Origin of the sequence: Vibrio sp. GLN_1 (assembly GCF_043106015.1) — a bacterium.
Lineage (GTDB): Bacteria > Pseudomonadota > Gammaproteobacteria > Enterobacterales > Vibrionaceae > Vibrio > Vibrio parahaemolyticus.
In genome coordinates this window covers 175,600-192,373 of the sequence record NZ_JBICMD010000017.1, presented here as the reverse complement: position 1 = coordinate 192,373, position 16,774 = coordinate 175,600, and the positions used below count along the sequence as shown (strand labels likewise).

At 42.3% G+C, this 16,774-nt stretch carries 17 protein-coding genes and 1 tRNA gene; 8 read left to right on the top strand and 10 right to left on the bottom strand.

Annotation, left to right across the window (positions count from 1 at the left end):
- Positions 1-195 precede the first annotated feature (195 nt).
- Complete coding sequence (locus ACF8OV_RS09175; protein ID WP_029827290.1) at positions 196-2,763, top strand: hypothetical protein; 2,568 nt, start codon at positions 196-198, stop codon at positions 2,761-2,763.
- Between the two features lie 19 nt (positions 2,764-2,782).
- On the top strand, positions 2,783-4,576 hold the full coding sequence (locus tag ACF8OV_RS09170; protein WP_029827291.1) for a DUF2357 domain-containing protein: 1,794 nt from the start codon (positions 2,783-2,785) through the stop codon (positions 4,574-4,576).
- A 174-nt stretch (positions 4,577-4,750) separates the two neighbouring features.
- Here ACF8OV_RS09170 and ACF8OV_RS09165 read toward each other — a convergent pair whose 3' ends face one another.
- The 7 genes from ACF8OV_RS09165 to radC form a co-directional block, all read right to left on the bottom strand.
- Positions 4,751-4,978, bottom strand: coding sequence for a hypothetical protein (locus ACF8OV_RS09165; RefSeq protein WP_032477046.1), 228 nt, complete (start codon positions 4,976-4,978; stop codon positions 4,751-4,753).
- Between the two features lie 47 nt (positions 4,979-5,025).
- Entirely contained in the window at positions 5,026-5,394 is a 369-nt protein-coding gene (locus ACF8OV_RS09160) for a hypothetical protein (RefSeq protein ID WP_053037329.1), read from the bottom strand.
- 30 nt (positions 5,395-5,424) lie between these two features.
- Complete coding sequence (locus ACF8OV_RS09155) at positions 5,425-6,159, bottom strand: WYL domain-containing protein (protein WP_222729970.1); 735 nt, start codon at positions 6,157-6,159, stop codon at positions 5,425-5,427.
- Between the two features lie 138 nt (positions 6,160-6,297).
- Positions 6,298-6,474 (bottom strand): hypothetical protein, encoded by a 177-nt coding sequence (locus tag ACF8OV_RS09150; protein ID WP_015296107.1) that lies wholly within the window; start codon positions 6,472-6,474, stop codon positions 6,298-6,300.
- Positions 6,475-6,477: 3 nt separating this feature from the next.
- Positions 6,478-6,921, bottom strand: a complete 444-nt coding sequence (locus ACF8OV_RS09145; protein ID WP_123162468.1) for a DUF2787 domain-containing protein — start codon at positions 6,919-6,921, stop codon at positions 6,478-6,480.
- Between the two features lie 50 nt (positions 6,922-6,971).
- Positions 6,972-7,409, bottom strand: coding sequence for a DUF2787 domain-containing protein (locus tag ACF8OV_RS09140; protein ID WP_197035685.1), 438 nt, complete (start codon positions 7,407-7,409; stop codon positions 6,972-6,974).
- Complete coding sequence (radC, locus tag ACF8OV_RS09135) at positions 7,406-7,879, bottom strand: DNA repair protein RadC (RefSeq protein WP_032477053.1); 474 nt, start codon at positions 7,877-7,879, stop codon at positions 7,406-7,408. The genes ACF8OV_RS09140 and radC overlap by 4 nt, the downstream gene beginning before the upstream one ends.
- A 271-nt stretch (positions 7,880-8,150) precedes the next feature.
- On the opposite strand from radC, the gene ACF8OV_RS09130 reads away from it, so the two are divergent.
- The 6 genes from ACF8OV_RS09130 to ACF8OV_RS09105 all read left to right on the top strand — a co-directional run bounded on the left by ACF8OV_RS09130 (position 8,151) and on the right by ACF8OV_RS09105 (position 12,966).
- Positions 8,151-8,414 carry a hypothetical protein gene (locus tag ACF8OV_RS09130; RefSeq protein WP_032477054.1) on the top strand — a complete coding sequence of 88 codons (264 nt, stop codon included), beginning with the start codon at positions 8,151-8,153 and terminating at the stop codon, positions 8,412-8,414.
- Positions 8,411-9,640 carry an ImmA/IrrE family metallo-endopeptidase gene (locus ACF8OV_RS09125; protein WP_029809306.1) on the top strand — a complete coding sequence of 410 codons (1,230 nt, stop codon included), beginning with the start codon at positions 8,411-8,413 and terminating at the stop codon, positions 9,638-9,640. The genes ACF8OV_RS09130 and ACF8OV_RS09125 overlap by 4 nt, the downstream gene beginning before the upstream one ends.
- A 12-nt stretch (positions 9,641-9,652) precedes the next feature.
- Positions 9,653-10,810, top strand: coding sequence for a beta family protein (locus ACF8OV_RS09120; RefSeq protein ID WP_050503360.1), 1,158 nt, complete (start codon positions 9,653-9,655; stop codon positions 10,808-10,810).
- 272 nt (positions 10,811-11,082) lie between these two features.
- Complete coding sequence (locus ACF8OV_RS09115; protein ID WP_032477056.1) at positions 11,083-12,102, top strand: hypothetical protein; 1,020 nt, start codon at positions 11,083-11,085, stop codon at positions 12,100-12,102.
- Position 12,103: 1 nt separating this feature from the next.
- A complete protein-coding gene (locus ACF8OV_RS09110; protein ID WP_032477057.1) occupies positions 12,104-12,424 on the top strand; it encodes an STAS-like domain-containing protein in 321 nt (106 codons plus the stop codon).
- Between the two features lie 8 nt (positions 12,425-12,432).
- A complete protein-coding gene (locus ACF8OV_RS09105; RefSeq protein WP_148522925.1) occupies positions 12,433-12,966 on the top strand; it encodes a hypothetical protein in 534 nt (177 codons plus the stop codon).
- Between the two features lie 259 nt (positions 12,967-13,225).
- Here the strand turns inward: ACF8OV_RS09105 and ACF8OV_RS09100 are convergent, their stop codons facing one another.
- From ACF8OV_RS09100 to rpoD, 3 genes are all read right to left on the bottom strand, one after another.
- Positions 13,226-14,467, bottom strand: a complete 1,242-nt coding sequence (locus ACF8OV_RS09100) for an integrase domain-containing protein (protein WP_032477059.1) — start codon at positions 14,465-14,467, stop codon at positions 13,226-13,228.
- A gap of 165 nt (positions 14,468-14,632) precedes the next feature.
- Positions 14,633-14,708: transfer RNA gene (locus ACF8OV_RS09095), tRNA-Ile, on the bottom strand.
- A gap of 140 nt (positions 14,709-14,848) precedes the next feature.
- On the bottom strand, positions 14,849-16,711 hold the full coding sequence (gene rpoD, locus ACF8OV_RS09090) for an RNA polymerase sigma factor RpoD (RefSeq protein WP_005453778.1): 1,863 nt from the start codon (positions 16,709-16,711) through the stop codon (positions 14,849-14,851).
- Positions 16,712-16,774 lie beyond the last annotated feature (63 nt).

Genomic DNA, 16,774 nt, shown 5'->3' with positions numbered 1-16,774 from the left:
GTTTGATCGAACCGTCAGAGACAAGCTTTTCCGAGTGTGAATAATTGACCGAATTCCTGTAATGTTAGAGAGTTATAGCTCATCCTCGATGGTCCAATCACTTCTAAGAAGGACTGAATAAATGACAATTACATAGTCCCTTCAATACAAGATATATAAGTTTTCCATAATTAACTAACAGGGAATAGTGTTTAGATGAATAGCGACAACAACTTTAGACGTATCATCGGCTTTCTAGATGAACCGAAGCCTATGTATGGCGAAGATGAAACAACCAAAATTAGTAAAGGATTTATAGATGTTTTGTTTGAAGAAGATGATGGAACAATAACTAAAATCAACAGTAACCAGTTCTTTGATGATATTGAAAAAGTATTTGTAATTGATGGGTTTCAGGACGTAAAAGTAAGACACCACCGAACACTAATAGCTGCTGACGTTATACCAAACAATCAGTATGAAGAAAAAAGTGATGTAACTCGATACGTCACGTTTAAGAACAATATTAGAGAGTTTTCTACAGTCGTTTTTGGCATGCTACATATGAAATTGCCATCTCCGCTTGATTGCAACGATATCATTCTTCCTTTTTTACCTTCAACGCGTAGTTTTTACATTGTCGATGAAGGCTTTGCCTATGGTCCATTCAAGTTTGAACCTTCCAATGAATGTCGGAAAAACATGGACAAAAACATGAGCTTTGCTGGGCCATATGAAGGGAATTTGCAATTAAGTACAGGAATTGATCCATTAAATACCAAGTCTACATATATCTCGAAAATTAATTTTAATGACATAGAACCACACTTAATCACCGTTCATGGTTCGCAATATCTACTAGATGTATCTGTTCTTAAACAAGCGTCCCACACTGTTCATCAGTATATGATGCGTAACGACTTTATGGCGTTGTTCAATAGGTTGAAAGACCGACGCAAAATTACCGGTCAGGTGGTGGCAGCAGTACGTCTTGAGCTCCAAAACAAAAACTACCCACTGACACCAGAAGGCAAGGAGGCAATCTACAAGATTTGCGACGCTGCTGCCGATGACTCTGATTGGCAGAAAGCGATCATTGATATTGTTAGTAATGACGACCGCGGTAAAAAGCTCATTGAAAACTATGTTGAAGCCACTAAAGAAAGCTATGTGGCTAACTGGGATAAAGTTGCTGCCGAGAAGCACTCAGCCATAGATCGCAAACTTAAGGACGTAGAGTTGCGTTTAACCGAAACTAAAGCCAAAGTTGCGGAACAAGAACAGTTGCTCGTGAACAAGCAAAACGAGTATGAAGCGTTGCTAGAAAAAGCGGAAAGCAATGTAGATTTAGAGCAAAGAATACAAGAGAGACGTCAGGAGTTAGACTCTCAGGTCCAAGAAAGTGAAGCTGAGTTGGCGCGACTGAGATTAGAGCATAAGCAATTAGAACAGTATGGAACAATTGCTGAAGCGATCAAAGTGCTCGAAACTCAGCAATCGTATCTACTTAACCGTGAAAATGAGTTAAAACAATCCATTCAGAAGGTCGAGCAAACATTACGTACTAATGAATCAGAGTTGCAAACGCAGCTGCGTCAGTTGGTACCTTTTGTTTCGACAATTATTCAAGCGCCGATCGCAACTGATGACAAATTTTTGCCGTTCAGCATGCCAGAATTGCAATCGCTGAAATTTAGGGAAATGAGTGTCGCGCAATCCGAAATTTCTAAGTTTGTCAATTATATTGCTGGTCAAATGTCAAAGTACGACCGATCCTATTCAAATGAGTTTATTTCTTCAGTGCTGGTGGCTAATGCTCAATCATTGATCAGTATCTTCACTGGTGCACCAGGTCTTGGAAAAACATCATTTGTTCGTTTGCTTAAAGGAATGCTGAAAATGGATGAGCGTTTCCTTGAAGTGCCTGTGGGTCGTAGTTGGGTATCTGAGCGTGAGTTTATTGGTTTCTTCAACAGCCTCTCAAATTCATTTTCGCCATCTTCCTCTGGTGTATATCAATTCCTTAAAGGGGTAAGTAAAGATCAGCCAGAAACCGCTCCGCTAAGTTTAATGCTGCTTGATGAGGCGAACTTATCTGCCATCGAGCACTATGGGGCGTTCCTTATCAATATTAGTGATGATGAAGCTGACAAAATGTTACGGTTGTCGAAAGAGGAAATCGTTATTCCTGATTCACTAAGGATCATTGCAACGATTAACCATGATTTAACCACAGAAGCACTTTCACCTCGATTAATTGACCGTGCCCCAGTGATTCCATTCGATAGTTTCATCAACGATACTGTGGACTACATCGATGAGGTCGACAGTTACAAAAAACTATCATATGAAGCATTTTCGGGAATGTTCGGTCGAAATGCATTCTTGCGTACTCAACTCGCTATAACCAGTGATGGTTTGCCACAACTATTGGAAGAAGCTCTCAGTATACTGAAAAAAACAGATCCTAGGTTAGGTTCTCCAATTATCTTGAGTCGTCGTAAGATCTCAAACCTGAAAGATTATGTTTACACCCTGACTTCGGTATTAATGGTTACCGAAAAGCTAAGCGAGAGTCCGGCGTTAGAGAAGGCTATTGACTACGGCATGCTGTATTACGTGTTGCCATCAATTCAAGGTGCAGGTTCCGGAATTAAACAGCGTTTGGCATTGCTGAGTGAATGGCTTCAGGACAAAGATTTCGAATTGTCCTCAGCTAAGCTGGAAGATATTTTATTACGCGGTGAGCAGAACTTGGAAACATATAACTTCTTTCATTACTAGGACAGAGATGGGAAGAATCATGAATGTGCTTGAATTTTCTCTACATAGTGGCCCTAATGTGGTGGATTTGTTAGATCGGGATGAAGCCTATATCACGGTCAACGAATACGAAACTGTGTCTTATCGTCTGGTGGTCGATGAGCCAATGAAGCCTATGATGCTACTGGGCGACTATTCTTTATTGCTCACAAATCATTTCATGCAAGACGGGCTCCATGTGTACGAAAGCACCCCAAGTCAGCCATTCAAAAACTTTGTTGGGTTTACGCATGCTGAAATAGTAGATGGTTTCGACTCTGACAAGGAGATCATTGCCGTATCTCGCCCGATCAACGTCTTTGCCAGTAAGCTCAGCTATGAGCGTGCGCTTGGATATCTTCGTTTTATCCTCAACAACGAGGATATTAGCTCTGTTTGTTTCACCGTCACCAAAGGTGGTAGTGATGCTAATCGTTCAACGAACAATCTCTCAGAGAAGTTGATCGCGGGATTACGCGTTGTTGAGTATTTGAATAACGAATGGGGTAGGTTTCACCATGATCCTTGCGTGAAAAAAAGCGCCAAGTCGGAAATCAGACCATTTTCAAAGTCGATGCCAGTGGATGATCGGACGATTTCCTATCTTTCGACGCATCCAGACAGTTTAACGCGTTCAGATCCGCAATCGGGTGATGTACTAATCCGAGGGCAGCACTACGCCATTCAACAGATGGTGCAAAACAAGATTATCCAGAACCTTAATGTGTTCGAAAATCAGGTGATTTTGTTCTTTCTGAAGACGTTTCATCAGTTCGTAACGCAACTTAAATCTGAGCTGGCCAAAAATCAAATAAATCAGGGGACCATTTCGGTTAATGGGATCGACTATATCTCTCTGGATCAAGTATTGAGGGATTCGGGGATCTTCATAACATTTCAGCAAGAAAAAATAGAAGTGGCCTATAATGCGGCCCGATTGGCTCTGAATCGAATGCAGCGAGATTTCAAATGCGTGTTAGATACCACTCGAAATTTAATGCCAATACCCACACAACAGGTTTTGAGTAAATCTCACTATATTACGCTGTATCGGTTTATGGATGAGTTTTACAGGATTGGTGAGCCCTCATGGCGTGGTACTAGTGAACTTTATGGAATTCGCAACATCAGTAAGCTATATGAATTTGTGAGTCTGATTAACATTCACAAATCGCTAGTTGAGATGGGGTTCAACTTGGATGAATCACGCTATGTGGATATTAGCGGGGTAGAGATTGATCGCCCAATAAATGAACCCTGCAATGTTTATGTATTTAAGCATTTCAGCGGTGTTGTGATTAAGTTGCTTTATGATCTGCAAACCGGTCGTATTGATGATTTAGAAAATCCAGTTGTTGGTCGACTTTATGACATGAAGCATGTTGTTAGGACTAAAACATGGCGCCCCGACTACCAGTTACGCGTCATAAGCGAAAATAGTACCGAATGCCATATTCTGGATGCAAAGTATTCCAATCGCAAAACGGTAGAAGAACGACACATGCCTGAATGTGCGAGGAAATATGGATTAGAAACACGGATGTACAATGTCGTGAATGGTCACCCGCAGTTAACTGTACCTGATTCAGTCACGTTGTTGTATTCGGGTGAATCGTCAGCTTACGTATCAATGTTCAGAAATCCCCATGTAGGTAGTATTAATCGTTTGGTAGAAGACTCAAAACCTCAGTTAGGCTTTATTGGCCTTGATGAATGCAAGATCGAACCGTTGTTAAGCATACTTAAAAAACTAATTGGTATATCTGTTGAAGATAAAGTTGAAGCGCGTTTATGACTTCCTTAGCGAGATTGGGAGTTGATTTTAAGATTCAGTAGAAGCCGGTCTGAGATTTTGGCTACTGCAATCTGCTATTTTGTTTTATTTTGGATGGGCAGAATGCACAGAAGAAAAAAATGGGGAGCGTGATTGCTCCCCATTGTCATTTTTTACCGTCGCTGGTGGTAGGTATTACTTTTCTTTGATGGCCTCACAGCCTTCAGGAACGGTGATGGTCGATATGTCCTTACCTTTCTGTTGCGCTGCTTTCACATCCATTTTGTATTGAGTGCATTTGCCTACACTGACGTTAACTGCACCCGAATCTGCGGATGGGTTACCGCCAAGTGTTCCACCAGCAAAGGCGGAAGAGGCAGAGAAAACTAGCGCTGTAGCAATGAGTAGAGATGATTTGTTCATAGTTTATCCTTACGAGTTGGTTGAGTGTGTTATTTGGGAATTGGAAGTTAGAAGGTGTAGACAAAGGTGCCAGCGCTGGAGGTGACTTCGATTTCTTTCACGTTGTCCACGGTGCAGTTGTTGCTGTATCCGGTATAGGTTTGGCCGAACTTTAACGAAACGTTTCTTGATAGCTCGGAGGCTGTACCTGCGGGTAATCGGCAGTTGCCTCGGTTAATCACCACATTGCTTATTACGGTGTTGTCGGCGATAGCTTGCAGGTCAAAAACCAATGTTCCCCAATGCGAGTTAGTCGATATCGACACTTCAATATCTGCTGTTGCTGCTTGAGTCTCTTCTTGGTCGCCACAAGCGGTGAGCCCGATAAACAGGATGGTCATAGCGGCGTATCGGAGTAGGGTGTTGGTTAATATCATAACGGTGCTCTCCTTATCGGTGAGGGAAATTCAGGGTGTACTGATTCCATCGTGTTCACGCATGAACCGCTCAAGATTGAAATCAGTCGGATAGGTAAAAGAAAACGTCGATACACTGGCCTCATCAATCAAAGGCAAGGCGAGGGTGCGTATCGTGTGTTGACCGGATAATTGAAAGAGCAGCAAGAGCGCGTCACACTGAACCGAGAGTCCCAGTGGCTCAATGAGCGCCTTCTCTTGCTGCAATACTTGGCTAGATATCTTGAGCATACGGTTGTGCAGTAACGCCGTGTGTACCGCATTCAACACTTGCCGTTGCTCGTCACTCCACTCGCGAATAGTGGGCAATGCCACATGTACTTTGGCTAACCATGCTTGCTCCTTTGAATGTGCTGAACCCTTGTGTGGCAAGGGTTTGTCTCTCTCCGAGGAGGACCGTTGCCCATAATTCAGTGCATCAGGAACTAGCGGTAGTAAGTACTTGTTGGTCAGTTGCCAATAGAGCATTTCCTGCTTGTTGAGCTTCAGTAATTGCTCTGAGGTTTTCCGATATACATGGGGCATGCTCATCGAATCACACTCCACGTTAAACACCTCCACAATGATGTCATCGAGGTAGCGTTTAATGCTGCGAGTGGTGCGGTGGATATCGAGTAGGGCTAACTGCTGCTGCAACTCCCTAACGGTGATCCATCGATGTTGAGGAATAAGCATCAGCGTGTGCAGCAAAGCGGATAACCCTTCAATGCTGGTTTTATTGCTCATGACTACGCTCTCAATACATCAAAGCTCCACACCGGAGTCGGACATTTAATGTCGGGAGAATAGAGGTGGGTCAGACACATAATGTCCAACGGTGAAAACAGCATCAATCGGCATCACCAAAGCGTGAGCCGATTAACATTAACGAGGCTTATGCTTATCACTGAGCTCGGCAATCGCTACCAATAACCCAATTAACAGCACCACTAGAAACCCTAAAGTGGATAGGGCTCCAATGGCACCGAAGAACGGAGAAAGTGAGAACAACGTAATGAGGGCAGTGACAAGTTTGATGGTTTGTAGAAGAAGGGAAGTCATGAGTTATTGCGGGGTGACGGCTATCTCGTTGTAAGCGTCCGTATCGACATAGGCAAGAAAGTTATTCTCCCATAGCCGATACAGCTCTTTAGCATCACGGCTACCTTGCATTGGTAGCCAGCCACGATAGGCCACAAAGAACTGCCCAACCCGAAAATCAAAATCCAAGTTGCGTTCTAGCTCTGGATAGTAGTTCCCCATGTAAGCAAAGTCGGTGATGTACTCAATGCTCCATTCTCCTGTTGAGGTTTGGCAAATCGCCATCTCAACCGGATGGAAGCCGCCTTCTTCCGCGCTGTAACTTTTATCGCGAAAGTTAAATACCAGATAACGGCTGGTGGTCAGTGCTTCATTACTCAGCAAATGAGCGGTGAGTTGCTCACTTAGCAGCTTATGCAGTTTCTTGGACACAGGTAGTGATGATGCTGTGAAGGTTAATTTGGACATAGTGAGTCCTCCTTGTTTCAGGATTCAAATAAGAAATGAGAGATTAGGTTTTAGTTGAGCGTGCCGACCATCGTTAGTTGCACATCATCAAAGACGTTTCGAGATAGGTGACGAGCAAAGGCTTTCATCCATACCGAGAGCAGTTCTTGTACCTCTGGGTGAGATAAATCCGTGCTCCCTACATCGGGTTGATAGCACCAGCGATTAGGAAGGTGAAAGTACAACTCAGGCTCAACGGTTGTGCTGTTATCATCGGGATAAGAGAAGCTGGCAAAGAACACCACCAGCCAAGGGCTTGAAGCTGACTCACGTTTAAGCTGCACTTCAATAGGATGCAAACCTTGTCGATGTCGGTAGTAACTCATCTGACGGCAGTTCAGTACGAGGCGTTCCGCATTGTCCGAAATGTTGTATCTATTCAGAAGTGCTTCCAATGACACATGTAAAGAGTCATCAATAGAAAGCTCACTATAATGTTGTTCAATCATAACCACCCCCTTTCTGCAAACGAGGTGCAGGTATCGCCTGTCACGATATGGTCGAGAACGCGAACATCCACCAGCGCTAAAGCGTCTTTGAGTCTTTCGGTTATGCGTCTATCGGCTTGAGACGGTGTTGAGTCACCGGATGGATGGTTATGCGCAAATATCACCGCTGCGGCATTGACTTCCAGCACCGCTTTCACCACTTCTCGCGGGTAGACGCTGGCTGCATCGACTGTTCCTTGAAACAGCTCTTTAAACTCAATCAGACGGTTTTGGTTATCCAGCAGCAATAAGGCAAACACTTCACGCTCATAGCAGCCTAGCTTGCAGCGCACATACTCTTTGGTGGCATCAGGATTGGTTAGGGCATCACCACGCACGTAGCGTGTTGCCAGTATCTCAGCGGCATGCTCTAGGATTTCATTTTCCTGATAGCGTTGCTGCTTTTGGTAATCGGGAGTTTTGGGATTCATTTCAGGCTCCTGTAGGAATCAATGATGGGTATTCACATTGATGACATATGCCTGAAGATTTTTGGATTGAGGGTGACAGCGTTAATACCTAGTGTGTATGTGAAAAATTTAAGTAGTTCAATGTCAATAAAAACATGATGTTGGTTGAATTTTGCTCTCTTACCCCCCATTCTATTTATGGATATAGTTTTTTGTTTGTTGTTCCCATATGTGGAACTCCGTTGATTTTTATTTTTGCTAGTGCAATAATGTTCCCAAATGGAGAACCTTGATGCGTTTGATAGGTATAGAAAGGCTCAACGCCATTAAAGGTATCAGTAACGAAATTGATATCTGGATTTCAGCTTGGGTGGCAGAGATGAACCATGCTAGTTGGAGAAGTGATATGGAATTGATCGATGCGTTTCCAAGAGTTGAGCATGTAGAAGGTTTTTCTTATATGTTTCCTATTTTTGGTTATGACCATATAAGCATCAAAGTCACTTTCTGTTTTAACGGAGGTATTGCTGTGATTCATGAAGTGATAAGCAAATGAGTAAGTCTCAACCAAGAGTGATTAGAACTCAGGACCAATATCAAGAGTATATGTCTGAAGTTGAGTCACTAATTGTACAAAAATTAACACCTGGTTCCGATGACGCTGAGAGATTGGAATTGCTAACAGTTTTGATTGAAAGCTATGAGTCTTCCAACTATGCAATCGAGCCAGTAGATCCTATTGATGCTATTAAATTTAGAATGGCTGAGAAAGGGCTAAAGCAAATTGATTTAGCACCGTATTTTGGAACAAAAAGCAGAGTATCAGAGGTGCTATCAGGTAAACGGCCTTTAACGGTTCCGATGATCAAAGCGTTATCTGTAGGCTTGGGTATAGCTCCTCAAACATTGTTGGGACTAGATACTGATGATAGAGCTGTTACGGAAAATCCGTCTAAAGCTGAATTTAATTGGTCAAAATTTCCGATTAAAGAAATGCTGTCAAGAGGCTGGATTGAGGATACAGGTGCTAAGGTAAAGAAGAATGTTGAAGAACAGGTAAAAGACTTTATCAGTAGCCTTGGGGGATCGACCGCGAGCGCATCCTTCAAAAGAACTCTGTCAGGTGATGCTTATTCACCTTTGAGCCAATATAAGCTTTATGCTTGGGTAGCTAGAGTTATACAGAAAGCTCGAACTCGAAACCTAGAGTATCCATTCGATGCTAGCGTTTTAGGAAAAGAATTTTTAAAGGATTTAGCGCATTTAAGTTGGTCTGAATATGGTCCATTACTCGCGGTAGAATATCTAGAGAAGAATGGTATTTGTGTTGTTATTGAGCCGGCTTTAAAAGGTACTTCTGTGGATGGTGCAGCACTAAAAGATGCTGATGGCAGACCTATAATTGCTCTGTCACTACGACAAGATAGGCTAGATAACTTTTGGTTTACCTTGCTTCACGAAGTTGTACATATCTGGAAGCATGTCGACCTAGATAAAACATTTGTAGATGATTTAGAAAATCATACCGAGAGTAAAGATAAGCTCGAAGCTGAGGCGAATAGATATGCCAGAGATACTTTCATTCCGAGAGTTGTTTGGAAGCGGAGTAAAGCATACCTAAATCCGAGTAGTGCAACTATCGATGCTTTGTCTAGAGAATTGAACATTCATCCAGCCATCATCGCTGGAAGGTTAAGACGAGAATCTGGCAAATATAATCAGTTCTCTGAATTGGTCGGTTACGGGGAGGTTAGAAAGCACTTCCCTTCTAAATATTGGTAAGTGAGGCGAGTTATGACTCCTAAGTACGTCCCTATTTTAAAAGCGAAAAAAGGCGAGTTTGATGCATATAAGAACTTGCCTCGCAGAGTTCAACTACACACGCTACCTGTATTTGAACTTCCGACTCTAACAAGCAAAATGTTAGAAACAACGTACTTAGGGGTTAGTAATCCTAGAGAGCAGTTTATAAACAAGTGTGCTGTAGGCTTAAGTTCATCTATTTCAGTGCCTACTATTGGTATCGATATCCATTCATGGGCACCAGATTCCACAATTGAGAATGGCGAGCACGTACTGTCAGTCTTCACTAGTTGCCTTTCTAACGAAGGATGTGAAGTTTTACCTGTTATCGGATATGACCGGTGGGAAGATGCAGAATACTCTACAGTATTACAGCTTCTTGCTCAGTCAAAGGATCGTTTTATTCTTCGATTGGATTCATATGCCTTTGAAGATATGGTTGAGGAAGAGCCGTTTTTAGACACTATCGAAGATATCGTCTCGTCTATGGGGCTAGATACCCGTAAGTGCTCTGTGATTCTAGACTTTGGAGATGTTTCAAAAGATACAATAGTTGATATTCAAGAGCAGGTAGATACTGCATTATCACTTCTTGAAGACTATCAGTTTAGCTTTGTATCTATCGCTGGTTGTTCAATTACTTCTGATATTAACGGAATGGTGCCTAAGAAAAATTCTACAGGTATCGTTGTAAGAAAAGAATTCAAAGTATGGAAGTCAGTACGATCATTTAACCCAAGTATGAAGTTTGTGTTCGGTGACTATGGTATAGCCAATCCAAATGTTGGAGATGAGACTATTGCACCTGATGCCAATGGGAAAATCAGATACACCATAGAGGATAGTTACTTTGTCGTTCGAGGTTATTCTAGAAGACAAGGTGAGAAAGGCGCACAAATGCATGGGCTATGTAAATCTCTAGTTGGTTCTGGTTATTTCTGTGGTTCAGAATTCAGCTGGGGAGATATGATGATCGAAAAATGTGCAAATTATGGAACGGTAAAAGGGAAAGTTTTTGTTGGTAACCCCACTAGTTGGGTTGCGATTGATACCGTGCACCATATGACTTATGTGACTCAAGAAGTGGTGGAGTTTGAAAAAACAGTGTCTACAGCCACTTATCTCCGGTCTATTAAGAGTGAACATTAGGAACGTTTAGGATTACATGTTCTGAATTAGCCTTAGTAGATAAGCTACAGTAAGAAGAGGATGCGACTATGCATCCTCTTTTTTTATTATTGAAAACGCAATAGACCAACCCGCCCTTGAGCTTGGTACGAGTAAAACCATCTAGAGAAGGTTTGAAATTTATAATTTTTAGCAACATCAGCACACTATTTTTATGTTGTCGGTGGCGTTATGTGCACTAATCAGTCGACATGATATGATGCTTTAGTGTTGGTGCTAGTACGTGATTTGAGATGAGACAAGTTAGCAGAGAATCTGAATACAGGACGTGGAGACGAAGAACTCAACATAATGAAAGCCGCAAGGATAAAAAATACAATCCGAGAAGTGACGAGATCAAAGTTCATAGAGTTTTAGGTTGGGAGCAGATATCAGTACCATCTCATTTAGATTTGTATAATGAGGAAACTCGAGAGTCTACACTGGAGTTCTTGGGCCTTGTTGAGAAATTCGCTTTGGAAAGAAGGGTGGCTTTAGATTGTAGTCACGCTGAATCGGTATCTGCTGCTGCGTTGCTATTACTATACGCCACTATTGATTCTCTAAAAAGTAATGACAAATCTAAGTTAGTAAGATTCCAAAATTTAAAAGGTAAATTTAAGTTTGCTATCGAAAGATCTGGCTTAAAAGGAATTACTCTGAATAAAGAACCATCAGTAGTCGATGAGCAAACAGGGCCACTACCCGTTATAAAAGGTACTGCGAGAGGTGAAGAGTTTGAAGCTGTAATTGATTATGTTCAGCATCGTATCTTTGAAAATGATATGACGCCCGAAGAGGAGAATATTTGGGCAGCTGCAGTTATGGAAACTGTAAGTAATGTCAAGCTCCATGCTTATGAAGACGCAAGTGATAAGCCTTGGTGGATTATATGCAGTGTCATAGATGACAATCTATATTTGGCGATTTGCGATCGAGGTGTTGGCATACCAAACACGATTAAAGAGCAAGGTTGGATTCGAAGTATAGTGGATAAGTCACCAGCCTTAGTTAAAAGATTACTTTCTGAAGCAGATTCAGATTCTATTGAGTTGTCCATGATGCTTGGCGAGACATCTACAAAAAAAGATAAACATGGCCTAGGTAGTAAAAGTATTCAAGCATTAGTAGATGAAAACCCAGATGGGGCTCTTTGGGTGTTTAGCAATCGAGGGGTATACTACCGTGAAGACCATAGTGTAGAGCTAAAGGACTTTAGCCGTAGTATTTCAGGAACTCTTGTTCAGTGGAACATTAAATTAAAGAATCAGTAAAATGAAGACAATTGTAGTAGTTGAACAATTCCACCCAAGGCCAAAATGGCGATATCGTAGGGAAGGAGATGGTAGTGGTGAAGCTTTTAGAGAAGAGCTGCTTGCACCCGCCTTAAGAGATCATAGTCATGTTACTGTCGATTTGACGGGTTACAACCGCTATGGCCCTTCGTTCGTTTCAGAGGCATTCGGCGGGCTAATTAGAGATGAGCGTTTTAGTCTCGAGGAGCTGAGAAATAAACTGACAATAGTTCATGACAAGCTACCTAGCTTTGCAGGTACATGCTGGGAAGAAATAGAGAAAGCTGCTCAAGAGGAGTAAAAGTGGTCATGGAATTGATTAAAGGGTACCTTGCGCCGTTTCTCACTGTCTTAGGTTGGGGTATCGTTTTGTACAATGCGGATCGTATCGCTCTGAGAAATGAAAGTAGATCCTCAATAGATGGTTGTATAAAAAAGCTTGAAGAGTTAATTACGTTAACTCAAGAGTTTATGCATGAAGTTGATAAAACTTCTAGTAAAAAATACCAGTATGAAGGAAAGGTTGCAGCTCTGACGAGTAGCCTTGAAACGAAGAAAGCATACTTGCTAAAACGGACTCACAAAGAGTTTATTGTTGCCGATACTTTGGTGTCATTGCGCACCAAACTTAATCCCAACGAATCAAATGCTGTTATGGAGGAGGGTATTGAGGTAGCAATGGATCTGATGGAATCTTTAGAGGAAACTTTTTGTAATCGCTTTAGCGCTAAATGGTATCAGTTCGTACCATACTGGATAAGGATCACTTTGCTTGTCGCTGTGTGGTGCCTTATTTATTTTAGTATTGGAGGATACTTTATTGGTAGCCCTTCTGATCGTTAGAACAACACTCTATTAGTTTCATTTCATGGTCTTTAGTTGAGAAACTATACGACGTTCACGACTTATTTGTTAATGATTAGGTTCATTAATTGCCAGATTACAACAAAGGAGGATTTGTCCTCCTTTGTGGATTTTTTAATCTTTAACTAGAGCGTGATTGACCTAACCTGTTCAATGATAGTGTTATCTATTCTGAATCTCTCAATTAATACGCTCAAGCAACACACTTCCATATGGGGAGCAGGTCAATAGAACTGAATTACCCTGCCAGTTTAAGCCCTTTTCTTCTCGCGAGTGATACATTTCCCTCAGCAGAAGCGGTGATATGATCGCTCCACCAGCACATGAGCTTTCTGCGTTGCTCAAGATACTCTGCTCGATTATAAGCTTTCCTAACTTCATTCTTATCAACATGAGCTAATGCGGCTTCAATAACGTCAGGATTGAATCCTTGCTCGTTAAGAGTGGTACTTGCTAATGCTCTTAGCCCATGAGAAACCAATTGTCCTTCAAACCCCATTCTTTTCAGCGCCATATTAGCACTCTGACTATTTACATGGCTTTTCGGATCTTTGTTACTTGGGAAAATGAATTCTCTATGACCACTGATTGGCTTCATTATTTCTAAAAGTGCCAAAGTTTGATCTGTAAGAGGGATTGTGTGGGGACGCTTCATCTTCATTCTTTCTTCAGGAACAACCCACACTTTATTTTCAAAATCAATGTCCTGCCAACGTGCTGTAGCGCTTTCAATTGGCCTTGTCATCGTGTGTAGCTGCCACTCAAGTAAGCAACGAGTAGATAGTGTAATGTTTGCACCAGCTATAGCTTGCATCAACTCTGGTAGCCTTTCTGGTTCGATAGTTACCATATGCTGGCGTTTAGGGGCCGGAAAGAGCTTGGTGATGTCTGCTAGGTAGTTTGCTTCAATGTCACCTGACGCTACAGCAAGACGCATCACCTCGTTGATTATACGGCATAGTCTTTTAACTGTTTCTAAAGCTCCTTGTGCTTTTACTGGCTCAAGAATACTGAGTACCGTTCTGGGTTTGATGTCTTGGATGGGGACATTCCCAAGTTTAGGTAGGATATGTTTCTCAAGAGCACGATAAGCTTTATCTGCTGTTTCTGGTTTTACGCTCTCTCTCTTGAGTGCCAACCATCTATCAGAAAATTTACCAAAGGTATTTTCAAGCTCTGCTCTTTCTTTTAAAAGCTGTTCATCTTTATGCTGTTTTGGATCGATATTGAGAGCTAAAAGAGTTTTTGCTTCAGAACGTCTTTTCCTTGCCTCGGCAAGAGAGACATCAGGAAAACTACCAAAGCTTATGTTGTTTCTTTTTTTGGTTATTGGATGAGTGTATTTCAGAATCCATAACTTTGTGCCATTCGTTTTAACACGCAATTGAAGGCCATCACCATCAGAGAGAGTGTATTCTTTGTCGGATTCTTTAGCTTGTTTAACTTGGGTGTTAGTTAAAGGGACTACTCTTTTTGCCATGATGTACCACCAAAATAGTCGATATTTATCCGTTGGTACATTCGATGGTACATTAAAACGTGGATGTTACAAGATGAGCATAGACAGCTATAGACAAAGATTGTTTGCTACGTATTGATTTTACTGGGGTAGATAGACGTCGGTAGACATAAATAGAAGAGAGAGTGGTGGCCCCTCCCAGACTTGAACTGGGGACCAATCGATTATGAGTCGACTGCTCTAACCACTGAGCTAAGGGGCCTTAATAGGTCAACGATTATAGGGGAAGCATTGCAAGGTGTCTAGATAGCAACTAGGGCAATTGCGCTTAGTTTTTATCCACTTAGAACCAGTGATAATAAAAAAGGTGACCTAAGGTCACCTTTTTTGTCCAACGCTTTATTATTCGTCGAGGAAGCTGCGCAGAGTTTCTGAGCGGCTAGGGTGACGAAGTTTACGTAGAGCTTTTGCTTCGATCTGACGAATACGTTCACGAGTAACGTCGAACTGTTTACCAACTTCTTCTAGAGTGTGGTCAGTGTTCATGTCGATACCAAAGCGCATACGAAGTACTTTCGCTTCACGTGGCGTTAGGCCTGCAAGTACATCTTTTGTAGCCATTTTCAGGCTTGTTGCTGTTGCAGAGTCTAGCGGTAGTTCTAGCGTTGTATCTTCGATGAAATCACCTAGATGCGAATCTTCGTCGTCACCGATTGGTGTCTCCATTGAGATTGGCTCTTTAGCGATCTTCAGTACTTTACGGATCTTGTCTTCTGGCATTTGCATACGCTCTGCCAGTTCTTCCGGTAGCGGCTCACGACCCATCTCTTGTAGCATTTGACGAGAGATACGGTTTAGCTTGTTGATCGTTTCGATCATATGTACCGGGATACGAATCGTACGTGCTTGGTCCGCGATTGAACGAGTGATTGCCTGACGGATCCACCACGTTGCGTAAGTCGAGAACTTGTAACCACGACGGTATTCAAACTTATCTACCGCTTTCATCAGACCGATGTTACCTTCTTGGATTAGATCCAAGAATTGTAGGCCACGGTTGGTGTATTTCTTCGCGATAGAAATTACAAGACGTAAGTTCGCTTCAACCATCTCTTTCTTCGCACGGCGTGCTTTCGCTTCACCGATAGACATGCGACGGCTGATGTCTTTAATGTTTTGTACGTTTAGAGATGTCTCTTCTTCAATCATTTTTAACTTAGCGATTGAACGACGGATCTCTTCTTCGTTACGTTTGATTTTCTCAGCGTATGGCTTGTCAGATGCTAGGATCTCGTCTAGCCATGCATCACTTGATTCGTTACCAGTGAATAGGGCAATAAACGATTTCTTCGGCATTTTGCCGTATTCAACCACAGACTTCATGATCAAACGTTCTTGAGTACGAACGCGATCCATTGCTGTGCGAAGTTCGTTCACTAGGTGGTCGAACTGTTTTGGTGTTAGACGGAATTCTTTGAATACGTCTAGCATCATTTCGTTAGCAACGGTTGCTTTCGGGCTGTCGTAGCCGTACTCATTGATCGCTAGCTGAAGATTTTGGTATGTGCTGCGTAGCTGGTTGAATTTCTCAAGCGCTAGCTCTGGGTCAATACCTACATCTTCTTCCGAATCATCTGAATCGTCATCGCTTTCTTCATCATCTTCTAGGTCTTCTTCGTCTTCCTCTTCTAATTGAGTTTCAGACAGTTCAGAACCGATGTGAGTCGCGGTTGGCGCTGCTGTATCGTCAGCGTCAGGATCTACAAAGCCAGAGATTAAATCAGTCAGACGAAGTTCTTCTGCCTGAACCTTATCAAATTGCTCTAGGATGTAAGGAATAGTGCCAGGGTATTCAGCAACAGACGATTGAACTTGGTTAATACCTTCTTCAATGCGTTTTGCGATGTCGATTTCGCCTTCGCGAGTCAGCAGCTCTACAGTACCCATTTCACGCATGTACATGCGAACTGGGTCTGTTGTACGACCAATTTCACTTTCTACGCTAGAAAGTGCTGCTGCTGCAGCTTCAGCTGCATCTTCATCGGTAATGTTTGTGTCATCGTTCAGTGCTAGATCATCAGCATCAGGAGCAGTTTCTACTACCTTGATACCCATGTCGTTGATCATCTGAATGATGTCTTCTACCTGTTCTGAATCTACGATTTCAGCAGGTAGGTGGTCATTTACTTCGGCGTAGGTCAGATAGCCTTGCTCCTTGCCTTTAATAACAAGTAACTTTAGCTGTGACTGCGGATTTTGATCCATAGACGGTATCCAACTTCGTAATCTGGTGAAGGAATCAGTATGCGAAATGCAAACCACTTACTA

What these genes read in the sequence shown, in the direction of transcription:
- ACF8OV_RS09140 (WP_197035685.1), bottom strand. Translation starts at nt 7,409, where the DNA reads ATGATTGAACAACATTATAGTGAGCTTTCTATTGATGACTCTTTACAT.
- ACF8OV_RS09150 (WP_015296107.1), bottom strand. Translation starts at nt 6,474, where the DNA reads ATGACTTCCCTTCTTCTACAAACCATCAAACTTGTCACTGCCCTCATT.
- ACF8OV_RS09120 (WP_050503360.1), top strand. Translation starts at nt 9,653, where the DNA reads ATGACTCCTAAGTACGTCCCTATTTTAAAAGCGAAAAAAGGCGAGTTT.
- ACF8OV_RS09155 (WP_222729970.1), bottom strand. Translation starts at nt 6,159, where the DNA reads ATGAGCAATAAAACCAGCATTGAAGGGTTATCCGCTTTGCTGCACACG.
- ACF8OV_RS09170 (WP_029827291.1), top strand. Translation starts at nt 2,783, where the DNA reads ATGAATGTGCTTGAATTTTCTCTACATAGTGGCCCTAATGTGGTGGAT.
- ACF8OV_RS09145 (WP_123162468.1), bottom strand. Translation starts at nt 6,921, where the DNA reads ATGTCCAAATTAACCTTCACAGCATCATCACTACCTGTGTCCAAGAAA.
- ACF8OV_RS09115 (WP_032477056.1), top strand. Translation starts at nt 11,083, where the DNA reads ATGAGACAAGTTAGCAGAGAATCTGAATACAGGACGTGGAGACGAAGA.
- ACF8OV_RS09175 (WP_029827290.1), top strand. Translation starts at nt 196, where the DNA reads ATGAATAGCGACAACAACTTTAGACGTATCATCGGCTTTCTAGATGAA.
- ACF8OV_RS09160 (WP_053037329.1), bottom strand. Translation starts at nt 5,394, where the DNA reads ATGATATTAACCAACACCCTACTCCGATACGCCGCTATGACCATCCTG.
- radC (WP_032477053.1), bottom strand. Translation starts at nt 7,879, where the DNA reads ATGAATCCCAAAACTCCCGATTACCAAAAGCAGCAACGCTATCAGGAA.
- ACF8OV_RS09110 (WP_032477057.1), top strand. Translation starts at nt 12,104, where the DNA reads ATGAAGACAATTGTAGTAGTTGAACAATTCCACCCAAGGCCAAAATGG.
- ACF8OV_RS09130 (WP_032477054.1), top strand. Translation starts at nt 8,151, where the DNA reads ATGCGTTTGATAGGTATAGAAAGGCTCAACGCCATTAAAGGTATCAGT.
- ACF8OV_RS09125 (WP_029809306.1), top strand. Translation starts at nt 8,411, where the DNA reads ATGAGTAAGTCTCAACCAAGAGTGATTAGAACTCAGGACCAATATCAA.
- ACF8OV_RS09100 (WP_032477059.1), bottom strand. Translation starts at nt 14,467, where the DNA reads ATGGCAAAAAGAGTAGTCCCTTTAACTAACACCCAAGTTAAACAAGCT.
- rpoD (WP_005453778.1), bottom strand. Translation starts at nt 16,711, where the DNA reads ATGGATCAAAATCCGCAGTCACAGCTAAAGTTACTTGTTATTAAAGGC.
- ACF8OV_RS09105 (WP_148522925.1), top strand. Translation starts at nt 12,433, where the DNA reads ATGGAATTGATTAAAGGGTACCTTGCGCCGTTTCTCACTGTCTTAGGT.
- ACF8OV_RS09165 (WP_032477046.1), bottom strand. Translation starts at nt 4,978, where the DNA reads ATGAACAAATCATCTCTACTCATTGCTACAGCGCTAGTTTTCTCTGCC.